Raw genomic sequence first — 12935 nt, 5'->3', positions numbered from 1 at the left:
ACGCCGCGTGTCAGCACTTCACCCGCTTCTGCTCGCGGTCGACGGCAGCTTTGACGCCACCTGACGCACGCGGATATTTGCGGCCGACCTCGCCGAAGGCGGCGCAGGCGGCCTCCTTCTCCTTGAGCGCGGCGAGCGACTGACCGAGCCGCAGCAGCGCATCCGGCGCCTTGGCCGATTTGTCGTATTTGGTGGTGACGGCGAGAAAGGCCTCCGCGGAGTCGCGATATTGCTGGCGCTGGAAATAGCTTTCGCCGAGCCAGTATTGCGCGTCGCCGAGCAGCGGATCGCTCGGATATTTCTGCGCAAAGTTCTTCATAGTCTGTTCGGCGAGCGCGTAGTCCTTGCGCTGCATGTAGCCGATGCCGAGGTCGAACTCGTCACGCGGCGTGGCCGAGGGCGGCAGGGTCGCCAGGGTGCCGCCGGCGGCCGGCGGCGGATAACCGGGCTGGGCCGGCTGTGCGCCAGGCACTGCTGCTTGCGGATAGCGGCCGCCATTGTTGTTGAGATCGAGCGGCTCGCCGGCGCCGCGGCCGCCGGGCGCGCCGGCCTGCGCTCCCGCCGACGTTCCAGCCGACATGGGCTGCTGGCCGCCGCCAAGCGCGCGCGGCGAGCCCGGCGCGCTCGGATTCTGGTTCGGGTCAAACGCATCGCCGCGGCGGCGCGTGCCGGGGGCGCCAGACGCCGGCTGCTCCTGAACGATCGGCGCGGGAGCAGCGATCTGCGGCTGCTCGTAATTCGGCTGGGCGGCCTGCTGCTGCTGGCGATAGGCCGGCGCGACCTGAGCTGGCGGCACGGCGGCGGCGTTGGGCTGAACTGGGGCCTGGCCGGGCGCGCCGCCTTCGAGCTGCCGGACGCGATCTTCGAGCTGGCGGTTGCGATATTGCAGCTCTTCATTCTGGCCAGTGAGCTGGCGCAGCTGGTTTTCCAGCCGCTCGATCCGCATCTCCGGGTCGGCATCGTCCGACTGCGCGAGGACGGGCGAGCCGAGCGCGAGCAGCGCGGCGATCGCCACAGTGCCGGTAATTGCCTTGAATTTCGATGACATCTTGCCCTGACGACGAAAGCGAAATGGCCTGCGACGGAACCTTCGACGCGCCACACATTGAAGGGGAGTACGCCAAAAATGTGACTGGCACCACGGGGTTTCGGTCACAGATCGCTGAAACGAAACCGGCGCCCGAGAGGGCGCCGGCCGATGAATTTGTTTACACTTGGCTGACGGCGCGGGAGCTTTACGAGCTCGCGTTCAGCACGGTGACGGCGCGACGGTTCTGCGACCAGCAGGAGATGTCGTTACAGACGGCCACGGGCCGTTCCTTGCCGTAGGAGATCGTGCGCATGCGGTTCGGATCGATGCCGCGCGAGGCAAGGAACGAACGCACCGACTGGGCACGACGTGCGCCGAGCGCGATGTTGTATTCACGGGTGCCGCGCTCGTCGGCGTGACCTTCGATCGTGAAGGAGTAGCGCGGATAGGTCTGCAGCCACTGCGCCTGCTTCTCCAGGGTCACGGTCGCCTGCGGGGTCAGATCGGTCTGGTCGCTTTCGAAGAACACGCGGTCGCCCACGTTCACCACGAAATCCTGCTGGCTGCCAGGCGTCGCCGCGCTGGCCATCGCATCGGCACCCAGGTTCTTGTTGGCGCAAGCGCCCATCGACAGTGCGACGGCAAGCACCGCGGCCAGCTTCAATCCCTGGAGGATACGCATAGGATGTTTCATTCCGGAGCCTCCACGCTCACGTTTCGTCCACTGCTTTCCGGTCTACAGGGGGTTGGTTAAGCGAACGTTCCGTCAACCTTGATGGGACGTTGCTGCAGCCGGTCAAATGCCCCCCACCGGCGAAAAGCACCCGCGATGGTTAATGGGTTGTAAATGTGGCGCGAGGGTGAAGGCAAGTCGCTTCAGCCGGCAAAACGCTTGTTTTGCTTGAATTTTGGGCCTGAGAGGGCGGAACGCGGACCCGCGGATCGCGTCTAGCGAGCGGTCCCGACCGCAGACACTACCACGTCCGCGTTTCGCGACGTGGACAACAGCACCGGCCGATGAACAGCCGCGCGCGGGTTGCTGCGCTCAAACAGCATCCGACGCTCGAACGCACTGGAGCGCAGGATGGGAAAACGCGTCAGGACCTTTTCCCGCTGGTTGCGGACATCCGACGCCATCAGGACCGCCTTTTTTGTCGGCCAGCCAGGGAATCCACGCGGTTCGGGCGAGATCGTCTCGTGGAGAAAGATGCGGCGATAAAATGCCTGGTGGTCGGTACGGATCATCGCAAGGCCGGTATCGGCATTAAAATGATCGCATGCAATAAACGCCAGCCGCACGGTCAGATAGGGCAGTTCCGGAAACCGCTGGTGTTTTTCGGGATCAGCAACAAACCGACATGGATCGACAAAGACCTCGCCACGGTCGAGACGCGGATGCAGGACGTCTCCGAACACTTCGGTCGTATAGGACGTCCGCCATTCCGACGTCAGGACGTGGATGCGGACGGAACTGCAAAGCTCCCGATCAACATAGACACCGAAATTCCAGGTGTTGGGCGCTTCGTCGAAGCGATCGGTGACCCGTCGTGACTCCGACGGATCGATCAGCCCGGCATGCAAATAGGCCCGGTAACGCATCAAATAGAGGTTGTCTCTGTCTTCCGGAGTTTCAATGAGCCGATAGTCGATGCGGTCAAACAACGCGGCCCCCCGCGGAAGGAGCGCCGTGTTCGGTTCGGCTCCGGACTTCATCTGATACCTCTAGACTCCAAGCAACTTCCGCGAGTAGCCAGAGGTTAATAGTTCCTTAACCGAATTGCAAAGCCTTAGAAGTGTTAAGGTTAACCTTTGTGGCCCGCAAAACACGGGCAGCGCGTTGAGAGTTGAAAGACTGGAGAGCTATTCGGGAAGGGTCAGGCGATGGACCGCGATGACACCACGGTGAACTGGCCGTCCGGCATGCGGCGGCTGTGCGAGGCATTGAGCAGTTGGCGGATGCGCACCGCAGGAACCGGCCGGCTGAAGAGGTAACCCTGCGCCTCGGTCACGGTGCCGTCGGCGCTGATCAGTTCGAGCTGCTCGTTGGTTTCGATGCCCTCGACGACAACCGACATGCCCAAGTCAGCGGACAATCGCGCGACGCCGCGCAAAAGCGTGAGCGGACGGTCGGTATCGATGCCCTCGAGGAACGAGCGGTCGATCTTCACCTTCTGCATCGGGAAATTGTGAAGATAGCTCAGGCTCGAATAGCCGGTGCCGAAATCGTCGAGCGCGATGTGTACGCCGAGCGCATGCAGTTGCGACAGGATGTCGTGGGTGAGCTGGGTGTTGCGCAAAAGCGAGGATTCGGTGATCTCGATCTCGAGGCGATGCGCCGGCAGGCCCGAGACTTCGAGCGCGTAGCGGATCTCGCTCAGCACGTCGCGCTGGTGGAATTGCTGCGGCGAGAAGTTGACGGCGACGCTGACGCCTTCGGGCCACTTCATGCATTCCATGCAGGCCCGGCGCAGGATCCAGCGCCCGAGATCGACGATCAGGCCCATGTCCTCGGCAACCGGGATGATGTCGATCGGCGAGACCGTGCCGCGCACCGGATGATTCCAGCGCAACAGAGCCTCGCAAGTGGTGATCTTGCCGGACTTCAGATTGACCAGCGGCTGGTAGAACAGCTCGAACTCCTCGTTGGCGAGCGCCTTGCGCAGATCGAGTTCGAGGATACGGCGGGCCTCGACGGTTGCCGCCATCTCGTCGCGGAAGAAGCAGAAGGTGCCGCGACCATCGGCCTTGGCGCGGTAGAGCGCCATGTCCGCGTTCTTCAGAAGGGTATCTGCGCTGACACCCTCTGGCGGGGCCAGAGCGATGCCGACGCTGGCGCCGATCTCGACGAGATGATTATCGATGCGATAGCGCTCGCTCAGCCGCTCGACGATGCGGCGGGCGAGGCTTGCCGCGTCCTCGGGCGTGTTGATGTTCTGCTGGAACACGACGAACTCATCGCCGCCGAAGCGGGCGACGAAATCCTCCGGCCGCAGCATCTCGCGCAGGCGGTTGGCGACCGCGCAGAGGAGCTGGTCGCCGCAGGGGTGGCCGAGCGTATCGTTGACCTGCTTGAACTGGTCGAGATCAACGAACAACAACGCCGAGAGTCGCTCCGCATTGTGCGACACCGCCAGCAGATGTTCGATCTCGTCGCGAAAATTCACGCGATTAGGCAGAGCCGTGAGATCGTCGTAACGCGCGAGATGGGTGATCTTCGCCTCGGCGTTGCGGCGGTCCGTAATGTCCTCGAGCAACACCACCGCGCCACCGTCAACCATCGGCTGGACGGTCCAGGACAGCGACCGGTTCCTCTTCATGTCGGGATCTGCGGTGACGATTTCTTTCGCCTGTGAGCGCTCTATTTCGCCGATAATCAGTTCGCCGCTGGCAGCCGAGATCGATCCGGCGCGGACGCACGCCGCGACGATGTCACGCGCGTTTGTGCCGCTCTGCGCGAGATCGTCTGGCAGATTCATCATCGCGCCGAAGCGGTAGTTCATCACCGCCAGCTGTCCGTCGGGGCGGAACATGCAAAGCCCGTGCGGCATGTTGTTCAACGCCGTGTCGAACTGACCGGCCAGCGCTGCCTCGCGCTCGCGTGCCACGACCGCGCGCATGAATATTCTGTGCAGGTTGACCGATAGCTGCATGATCGCCATCAGAAAAGCGCCGCTCACGACAGCCATCGCGATGTAGTAGGGCGTTCCACGCCACGCCAATGCGATCACCGCCGGAGCGAAGATCAGCAAAGCCTGGAGATGGAACACCGCCGGCCGTCCGTACGCCCTGCCCGCACCGCCCGCCGCGATGCCGGTGGTGACCGACAAGGCGATCATGTGGGCCACCGCGTCGTTCGTCGCCCACAGGGCGGTGGAGCACCAGATGCCGATCGCAGCCGCCTGGATGTTTGCGCCGATCCGATAACGCTTCTGCCAGCGTTCGGCCGCCTCAGCGGTCAGGTTCGCCTTGCGCGCCTGATAGAGGCGCAAATCGATCGCCCGGACGGTCCCGGCCAGGACAAGAAGTGCCACGCATGCCCAGACGAGAGGTTCGCCCGTCTTCAACGCGGTCAATGCCGCACCGATGGACACGAAGATCAGCCCCGCAAGCAACGGACCGGGCGCTTCGAAGAACGAATCAATTTGCGCCGCCGAATTTGACGGCTGCCCCTGCTCCGGCTCTCCGCTCTGATTTGCAAACTGCATTTGGCCCGCACGCGCGTCGTGTTTGGAACGTAGTTTTAGCGAGCCGGTATGAAGTCTTTCTGAGGGAACATCGTTAAAGTCGAGTTGTTTTACAACGCAAGTAATTGAAATTCATAAATGGAAACAATGCACTAGGAAAAGTTTGCCGAGCACAACCTAAAGGAATGATTTCGGCGGGAAAACATCTCGCAAAGTTTTTCGAAAAAGGCGCACGTTCAAACGATTGCGCGCCAGGGGCCAGCCATTATTGGCCCGCTGTCGAAGACAGCAGCGGCGACCATGCCGGGTCGGAGGCGAAGCCCGGCGTCGGCACCTTCAGCTCGTTGCGACCGGAAATGTCGACGGAGAACAGCGACGGTCCGCCGGCGCCGCCGGGATCGCGGAAGAACATCAGCACGCGGCCGTTCGGCGAGAAGGTTGGGCCCTCATTGTGATAGCCGGACGTGAGCAGCCGCTCGCCGGAGCCGTCCGGCTTCATGACGCCGATCGAGAACTGCCCGCCGCCTTGCCTGGTGAAGGCGATGTAGTCGCCCTTCGGCGACCACACCGGCGTCGAATAGGTGGCGTTGGTGTCGTCCTTGGAGAAGGAGATGCGCTGCGCCTGTCCGCCGCCCGCCGCCATCACGTAGATCTGCGACCTGCCGCCGCGATCGGACTCGAAGCAGATGCGGGTGCCATCGGGCGAGTAGGACGGAGAGGTGTCGATCGCCGGCGTATCGGTGAGGCGCGTGGTCGAGCGCGAACGCAGATCCATTGCGAACAGGTTGGAATTGCCACCCTGCTGCAAGCTCATGATGACGCGCTGACCATCCGGCGAGAACCTTGGAGCAAAGGTCATGCCGGGGAAATTGCCGACGATTTCGCGCTGCCCGGTCTCGATGTTGAAGAGATAGACTTTTGGATCGCCCTGCCCGAACTCCATATAGGTGATCTCTTGCGAGTTCGGCGAGAAGCGCGGCGTCAGCACGAGGTCGGCGCCACGGGTCAGATAGCGCACATTGGCGCCATCCTGGTCCATCATCGCAAGCCGCTTGACGCGGCGCTCCTTCGGCCCGGACTCGTCGACGAACACCACGCGGCTGTCGAAATAGCCCTTCTCGCCGGTGATCCGCTCATAGATCTGGTCGGAGATGATATGGGCGATGCGGCGCCAATATTCCGGCGAGGTGAAATATTGCTGGCCGGTGAGCTGCTGGCCGGAGACGACGTCCCACAGACGGAATTCGGCCTTGAGCCTTCCATCCGGCTGCCGCGTCATGCGGCCGGTGACAAGCGCCTGCGCGTTGATGGTCTTCCAGTTCGGGAATTGCGGCGCCACGTCGATATTGCCGATGCGCTCGATGAAGGCGGCCTGATCGATCGGCGCGAACAGGCCCGAACGCTTCAGATTGTTGGTGATGACCTGGGTGACACCGTTACCGACGTCGGCATCGGACGGCGAGCCCGCCACGAAATTGGTGATCGCGATCGGGATCGGCTGGAATGCATTGGGGTCGATGCGGATGCGATCCTGGGCCTGGGCGAAGGCGCGTCCGCCTCCGAGCATCGCGAGCCCCGATCCGGTCAGGGTCATGAAGCGGCGGCGGTTCATCGATCGGACGTCATTCATCGGAAAATTCTTTTGCTCGGATGTCACAACATATCTTTCAGGCCGAAAGTCATCGGAATGGTCTTCCAGCTCTCGTACTGCTGCTTTGGCATGAACGTATAGACCTGGCACTGCACGATGGCGCGCTTGGCGCTCTCCGCCACCGCCTGCGCAATCGACCGCGACGGACCTCTGACCGCAACCACGATAGGCTCCGACGCCAGCGAGCCATCGATCTTCATGGGAATGTCGATGTCGGCTTCGTACTGGTCAGCGTCCTGCCCATTATAGGTCGGCGTGAAGCACTGCTTGACCCTGTTCTGGAATGCACCGCGCCAGGTCGCGACATTGTTGGCGGCGGTCCCTGTCGTCGATCCCAGCGAAGCGGACGCATTCAGCGCTGTCCCGGTGAGCTCGTGCCGGGTCGAATCGCGCTTGTCGAGGTCGCGCTGGATCTGCGCTGGATCGAACGAACGCTCCTTGGGCTTCGGCTGCTGCTGTGGCTGCACCGCCGCGACCTTCTGCTCAGGCGGCTTGGGCGGCGGCTTCTTGGTCTCCAGCTTCTTCTGGAGTTCGGCGATCGGATCTTCCTTGGCCGGATCAGGCTTCTTCTCCTGCGGCTTCGGCTCTTCCTTCGGTTTGGCCTCGGCGACCGGCTTGGGCGGCTCAGGCTTCTTTTCGACCGGCTTCTCGACGGGCTTTGGCGGCGGCTCCGGCGTCGAATTGGTTTTGATCAGCTCCTGCTTCTGGGTGACCTTGCCGACGGCGTCTTCCTCGGGCTTGGCCTCCGCGATCTTCTCGACCTTGGGCTTCGGCTCTTCCTTCTTGCCGGTCTTCTGCCCCGCCATCATCTGTGCGAGCTGGTCGGTGGAAATGATATCGATCGGAAGCGACTCTTCCGGGGCGATGAAGGCCTTGCTGCTAAAGGTGACCAGTCCCCATCCAAGCACGAGGACGTGGAGGGCAATCGACGCAACGAGTGTTTTGTCGACGTTTACCTTCACCGGTCTAGGACCCCTGATCCGCTTCCGTGACGAGTGCCAGCTTCTTGAAGCCCGCCCCGGACAACAGGCCCATGACCCTTGCGACCGTGCCGTAATCCGCCTTCTTGTCGGCGCGCAGATAGATGCGTTCTTCGAGGCCGCCGCGCGCGTCCGTGATCGCCTTCAGCTTCGGGATCAGTTCGTTGATCGCAATCTCGGAATCGTTGATGAACACCTTGCCCTTGATGTCGACCGACATCTGGATCGGCTTCTGGTCGTTCTGTTCGAGGCTCTTGGCCTGGGTCTGCGGCAGGTCGAGCGGCACGCCGACGGTCAGCAGCGGCGCCGACACCATGAAGATGATGAGCAGCACCAGCATCACGTCGACCATCGGCGTGACGTTGATCTCGGCCATGACCGGCTTGCGCCGGCTGCGACGGCCGCCGCCTCCGGACGAACCCGCGACGTTCATGCCCATGGCTTGGTGCCCAAATTGCCCTTCACACTATACATGCCGTCCGTCAGCCCCGTTCGTCGATCTGACGTGACAGAATGGCTGAAAATTCATCGGCAAAGCCTTCGAGCCGCTGGGCCTGCCGGTTCACCTCGGAGGTGAACTTATTGTAGAAAATAGTGGCAGGAATGGCGGCGATAAGGCCGACGGCGGTCGCAAACAGCGCTTCCGCGATACCGGGGGCCACCACCGCCAGAGAGGTATTTTTCGACGCCGCGATCGACTGGAAGCTCGACATGATGCCCCAGACGGTGCCGAACAGGCCGACGAAGGGGCCGGCGGAGCCGACGGTCGCGAGCACCAGCAGCCGGCGTTCCAGCCGCTCGACCTCACGGGAGATCGAGACGTTCATGACCTTGTCGATGCGCATCTGGAGGCCTGCGACCGAGCGGGCCTGGTTCTCGAACGAGCGCTTCCACTCGCGCATCGCCGCCACGAAGCAGGCCGCCATGGAATGCGTCGGCTTGGCCGAGAGCGTGCGATAGAGTTCCTCGATCGACTCGCCAGACCAGAACGCTTGCTCGAATCGGTCCATCGAGCGGCGGGTGCGGGCAAACAGGAAAATCTTGTCGATGGCGATCGCCCAGACCCAGACCGAGCAGGACAGCAGCCCCAGCATCACCGCTTTCACGATCCAGTGAGCCTGCCAGAACAGCGCGATCAGCGACACGTCGGCGGAAGCGGCAACCGGAAGGGCGGACTGAGCCACATCGGCCGGGTTCATCAGCAATATCCTCTCAAGGCGATCGTTCCACGTATTCCCGGGAGCAAAATGGCTGCCGGTTCCCCAAGGCCGCGCGTCACGGCGCAGCTCGCAAGCCTGCTCAAAGCCTTATCTTTTTGGTTTGCAGCGGCCCGTCCGAAGCCGGCCGTCTGCTTTCCCCGCCAAGATGTCAAAACTAAGGGCTCCGGGCGCGACTTTCCGTCATTTACCAGACGCCAGCGATAGTTAATGCGGGGTTACCGGGAGTGAATTAGGCAGCCGGAAAGGTAGGCGGAGCAGGCGGTTGGCGGGAGTCTTGGATACATCGAGGCTGTCCCCCGCGCGAGCTGCGTTCCCTCCCCCTTGCGGATCCTTTGCGGGGGAGGGTCAGGGGAGGCCCACACGGCACACTTTTTCGGTTGGCGTTCTCGCGGCGCATTCCGTCCGAGCGGGGCGCATCACACACGCCGAATCCGAAATTCGGTGAAGGCGCGGTCGGAAGCATCGTTATGCAGTTTGTGCCACGCGCGACGGAACTCCACCTCGCGATCGGCGATACAGCTCTATTGTTTTTGTCTGCAAACCGCCTGAGAGTGCCGGATGGGCCGCTCGTCAACCGATGGTGGTGGCTGATGAGCTGCCCGTCATACGGGAGATCCCCATGGAACAGATTCTGATCAACCTCGTCTCAGGCGCGCTTGGTGGAATTGGCGCGGGCAAGTCTTCGCCGACATTTGATCTCGGAATGGCTGGAAACGTCATTTCCGGTCTGGTCGGCGGTGGCGTGCTCGGCCAGATCGTGACGTTGTTGCTTCCGTCCGTCATGGCCGCAGCGCAATCGGGAAATCTCAGCGTTGGCGGCGTCGTGTCACAGGTTGTCGCCGGTGGCGCCGGCGGGGCGATACTCACCGCGATCATCGGCGCCTTCAAGAACAAGGCTGCCGCCTGATCCGTCGGACGTGATCTACCACTTCTCCTTCGACGTCCGCACGTCGAGCTCGAACGACCAGGCTCGTTCGGGCTGGCGGTAGAGGAAGGCGAAGGCGTCGACGATGCCCTCGATGCTGATCAGGCTGTCTTCGCGGCTTGCGGCGTCGGGGAAGCGCGAAAAGATCTTGTCGCCAGCGATCGCACCGTCGACCACGACATGGGCGACGTGGATGCCGTCGGGCGCGTATTCCTTGGCCATGGCCTGCGCCAGCGTGCGCAGGCCTGCCTTGGCCGAATTGAACGCACCATAGCCGGAGCGACCGCGCAGCGAGGCGCTGGCGCCGGTGAAGAGCAGCGTGCCGGCTCTCTTCGGCGCCATGCGGCGCACCGCCTCGCGGCCGAACAGGAAGCCGCCGAAGCAGATCACGCGCCAGGCGGTCTCGAAGTAATCGGCCTCCATCTCGATGATTTTTCCCGGCGTATTGTTGCCGGCATTGTAGACGGCGAGATCGAGGTTTTCGCCCGCGGCATCGAACAAAGCGGTGATGTCGCTCTCCTTGGTCGCGTCGGCGACGAAGGGAACGGCGACACCACCCGCCTTCGTGATGTCATCCACGACCGCCTGCAATGCCGCCTGCGTCCGGCCCGCGACGATCACCTTCAACCCATCGGCTGCAAAGCGCTTGCAAAGCTGGGCCCCGAGCCCGCGCTCCGGGCCGACGCCGATCACGATTGCCGTCTTCATTGTACATCTCCAAAGATTGAAAGCTGACGATGGGGCTCATGCCGCCGAGGCGGGCTCGGGGCAGTTGATCAGTCGCGCGGGATTGCCGACCGCGGTGCAGCCGCCGGGCACGTCACTGGTGACGACCGTGCCCGCGCCGATCTTTGCAAGATCGCCGATCCTGATATCGCCGAGAATGGTCGCGCCGGCGCCGATGTAGACGCCGCGGCCAATGCGCGGTGAGCGCGTCGGCAGTTCACCGCGGCGGCCGATGCTGACATTCTGGAGGATGGTGACCTCGCCGCCGATCACGACGTTGGCGCCGATCACGATGCCGGTGGCATGGTCGAGATAGACGGCCGATCCGATGCTGGCTGCGGGATGAATGCTGACCTGCAAAAGGTTCGAAGCCTCGTTCTGAAACAGCAGCGCCGCATCGCGATGATCGCGGCGCCAGAACCAGTTCGAGACGCGCCAGGCCTGCAACGCGACATAGCCCTTGTAGTGCAGCAGCGGCGGCAACAACGCGGTGATGGCGGGATCGCGGAGCGCAATGGACCGCAGATCGCGGCTCGCCGCTTCGATCAGGTTCGGCTCGTCGCGAAAGGCATCGAGAGAAAAGGCTGCGAAGCGCGCTTGCCCGACCGCGCTGCCGCCGAGCCGGCGCCCGATCAGATCGGCGAGCGCGGCGGCAAAACCATCATGGGCGAGAATGGTGCCGGCAAGAGCCTTGCCGAACACCGGATCGGCCTCCGCCGCGCGCTGCGCCTCACTGCGGATCTCCCGCCAGAGGCCGTCGCTCGCCATGATCGCAGCTTCCGCCATCGCCGCCCCCGATCCGTTCGCGTTTGCACCGGGAGATATAGGCGGTCTGCATCAAGGCGCCAGTCGTGCCGCCGGCGCGCGATTGCTCGCGGGCTCGAGGGTGGTTCGGGCCCGCTTGCGCAGGCTGAGCGCATAGAGCCAGCCGCCCGCCGCGACCAGAGCCGGAAGTATGAAGAGCGCGAAATCGCGGAGCGGGATCATGGGTCGATACTCGCTTTCGCAAACGAGATGGCGCGGCCGAGTGCAAGCCAGGCGAACCAATAAAGATAGAGGCTCATAAAGAGCTTCCAGGACTCGCCGACCTGCCAGTGCGGATAGAGTTCAACTTCCGCCGGCCATTTATTGAGAAACGCGATCGCCATCGGAATTAGGCCGCCGAACCGCCCGAACAGCGCGGTGGTGCGCTCGAGAGCCGCGATGCGCTGGGTGATCTGCTTGCGTGCGGCGTCGGTCATGGTCGTACCCGTTGGCGCGCGGGAGGCGCTGTCAGGATTTGGTCGGGCCTCGCGGGAAACGGGTTCTAAGGCGTCTGATATTCCTGAACACGGGCGTGGATAACGCCGCAAAACTGGCGACCTCCGGCACAAGAGCGAAAATGACAGTCGAGATCGGACGCACAGCTGCCGTAGACGAAACTGATGTAGCCCAGCACCGCGACGGCGGTCAGTCCAAGCAGGAAGCGGGTGGTGAGGTCCATGATGCGCGTCGTCCAGACATGAGCAGCGCGGCGGAGCGAGACAGTGCGCACAAGTCTTAGTGTCGAATCGCCGGCCGTTGGTTCTCCCCCAAAAACCAAACCGCCCGCCTGCGGGTTGCGCAGGCGGGCGGCTCGGGGCCATCAGGACTTTGGGGGCTTGCGCCTGAAGGCTTTGAGAGGTGTCAGTCCCCGGATCAACCTTTCCAGATCAGCCTTGCGGCTGGTCGGTCGGCGGCGGGGTCGGACGCGTCTTGTGCTGGGCCATGAACTGGTCGAACTCTGCCTTGTCCTTGGCGTGGCGCAGACGCTCGAGGAAGTTCTTGAATTCGACCTGCTCCTCCTCGAGACGCTGGATGGTCTCGCTGCGGTATTCGTCGAAGGCGCGGTTGCCGGAGGTCGGCGGACCGAAGCCAAAGCCGAAGCCACGGCGCTCCATGCGGCCGCGCATGCGGTCCATCTTGTACTGCATCCGCTCCATCTTGTTCTGCCAGCGATCCTGGTGGCTCCAGCAACCCATTTTTCTGCTCCCGAGTGTGAAAAAGAGAAGTGCAAGTCCGATCGGCCACCAGATGATGAAGCCGAGGATGGTCACGGCGATCCAGCCGGGATGCCAGGGCGTATCGAGCATATGGGGGCGCTCATACTGTTGGTCGTCTGAAGGGCCGCGCCAGCGATTGACATCTGCGGTGTAGGCCATTTCCGTCTCCATCAAGGCGTCTGAGCCGTTGTGAATGTA

14 protein-coding genes are annotated in these 12935 nt (G+C 63.0%); 1 reads left to right on the top strand and 13 read right to left on the bottom strand.

Annotation, left to right across the window (positions count from 1 at the left end):
* Window positions 1-10: 10 nt before the first annotated feature.
* From ybgF to tolQ, 8 genes are all read right to left on the bottom strand, one after another.
* Window positions 11-1048 carry a tol-pal system protein YbgF gene (ybgF, locus tag ACPPVR_RS07370; RefSeq protein WP_426613575.1) on the bottom strand — a complete coding sequence of 346 codons (1038 nt, stop codon included), beginning with the start codon at window positions 1046-1048 and terminating at the stop codon, window positions 11-13.
* Between the two features lie 187 nt (window positions 1049-1235).
* Window positions 1236-1724 (bottom strand): peptidoglycan-associated lipoprotein Pal, encoded by a 489-nt coding sequence (pal, locus tag ACPPVR_RS07365; protein ID WP_426613574.1) that lies wholly within the window; start codon window positions 1722-1724, stop codon window positions 1236-1238.
* A 254-nt stretch (window positions 1725-1978) separates the two neighbouring features.
* The gene (locus tag ACPPVR_RS07360) at window positions 1979-2743 is read right to left on the bottom strand and encodes an N-acyl amino acid synthase FeeM domain-containing protein (protein ID WP_426613573.1); all 765 of its coding nucleotides are present in this window, start codon (window positions 2741-2743) and stop codon (window positions 1979-1981) included.
* A gap of 161 nt (window positions 2744-2904) precedes the next feature.
* A complete protein-coding gene (locus ACPPVR_RS07355; RefSeq protein WP_426613572.1) occupies window positions 2905-5235 on the bottom strand; it encodes a putative bifunctional diguanylate cyclase/phosphodiesterase in 2331 nt (776 codons plus the stop codon).
* A 244-nt stretch (window positions 5236-5479) separates the two neighbouring features.
* Window positions 5480-6844 (bottom strand): Tol-Pal system beta propeller repeat protein TolB, encoded by a 1365-nt coding sequence (gene tolB / locus ACPPVR_RS07350; RefSeq protein WP_426613571.1) that lies wholly within the window; start codon window positions 6842-6844, stop codon window positions 5480-5482.
* A gap of 23 nt (window positions 6845-6867) precedes the next feature.
* Window positions 6868-7827, bottom strand: coding sequence for a protein TolA (locus ACPPVR_RS07345; RefSeq protein ID WP_426613570.1), 960 nt, complete (start codon window positions 7825-7827; stop codon window positions 6868-6870).
* 4 nt (window positions 7828-7831) lie between these two features.
* Window positions 7832-8284 carry a protein TolR gene (gene tolR / locus ACPPVR_RS07340; protein ID WP_426613569.1) on the bottom strand — a complete coding sequence of 151 codons (453 nt, stop codon included), beginning with the start codon at window positions 8282-8284 and terminating at the stop codon, window positions 7832-7834.
* A gap of 43 nt (window positions 8285-8327) precedes the next feature.
* Window positions 8328-9044, bottom strand: coding sequence for a protein TolQ (tolQ, locus tag ACPPVR_RS07335; protein ID WP_426613568.1), 717 nt, complete (start codon window positions 9042-9044; stop codon window positions 8328-8330).
* A gap of 640 nt (window positions 9045-9684) precedes the next feature.
* Between tolQ and ACPPVR_RS07330 the strand changes: the two genes are divergently transcribed.
* Window positions 9685-9972 carry a hypothetical protein gene (locus ACPPVR_RS07330; RefSeq protein WP_426613567.1) on the top strand — a complete coding sequence of 96 codons (288 nt, stop codon included), beginning with the start codon at window positions 9685-9687 and terminating at the stop codon, window positions 9970-9972.
* A gap of 15 nt (window positions 9973-9987) precedes the next feature.
* Here the strand turns inward: ACPPVR_RS07330 and ACPPVR_RS07325 are convergent, their stop codons facing one another.
* From ACPPVR_RS07325 to ACPPVR_RS07305, 5 genes are all read right to left on the bottom strand, one after another.
* Window positions 9988-10698: an SDR family NAD(P)-dependent oxidoreductase gene (locus tag ACPPVR_RS07325; protein WP_426613566.1), complete on the bottom strand. Its 711-nt coding sequence runs from the start codon at window positions 10696-10698 to the stop codon at window positions 9988-9990.
* Window positions 10699-10734: 36 nt separating this feature from the next.
* A complete protein-coding gene (locus ACPPVR_RS07320; RefSeq protein ID WP_426613565.1) occupies window positions 10735-11502 on the bottom strand; it encodes a serine O-acetyltransferase in 768 nt (255 codons plus the stop codon).
* Between the two features lie 197 nt (window positions 11503-11699).
* A complete protein-coding gene (locus ACPPVR_RS07315) occupies window positions 11700-11957 on the bottom strand; it encodes a hypothetical protein (protein ID WP_426613564.1) in 258 nt (85 codons plus the stop codon).
* Between the two features lie 65 nt (window positions 11958-12022).
* Window positions 12023-12199, bottom strand: coding sequence for a hypothetical protein (locus tag ACPPVR_RS07310; RefSeq protein ID WP_426613563.1), 177 nt, complete (start codon window positions 12197-12199; stop codon window positions 12023-12025).
* Between the two features lie 208 nt (window positions 12200-12407).
* A complete protein-coding gene (locus tag ACPPVR_RS07305) occupies window positions 12408-12896 on the bottom strand; it encodes a DUF2852 domain-containing protein (RefSeq protein ID WP_426613562.1) in 489 nt (162 codons plus the stop codon).
* Window positions 12897-12935 lie beyond the last annotated feature (39 nt).

Origin of the sequence: Bradyrhizobium sp. McL0616, from assembly GCF_049993385.1 — a bacterium.
In the GTDB taxonomy this organism is placed as follows: Bacteria; Pseudomonadota; Alphaproteobacteria; order Rhizobiales; family Xanthobacteraceae; genus Bradyrhizobium.
This window is presented reverse-complemented; position numbering and strand designations above follow the sequence as displayed.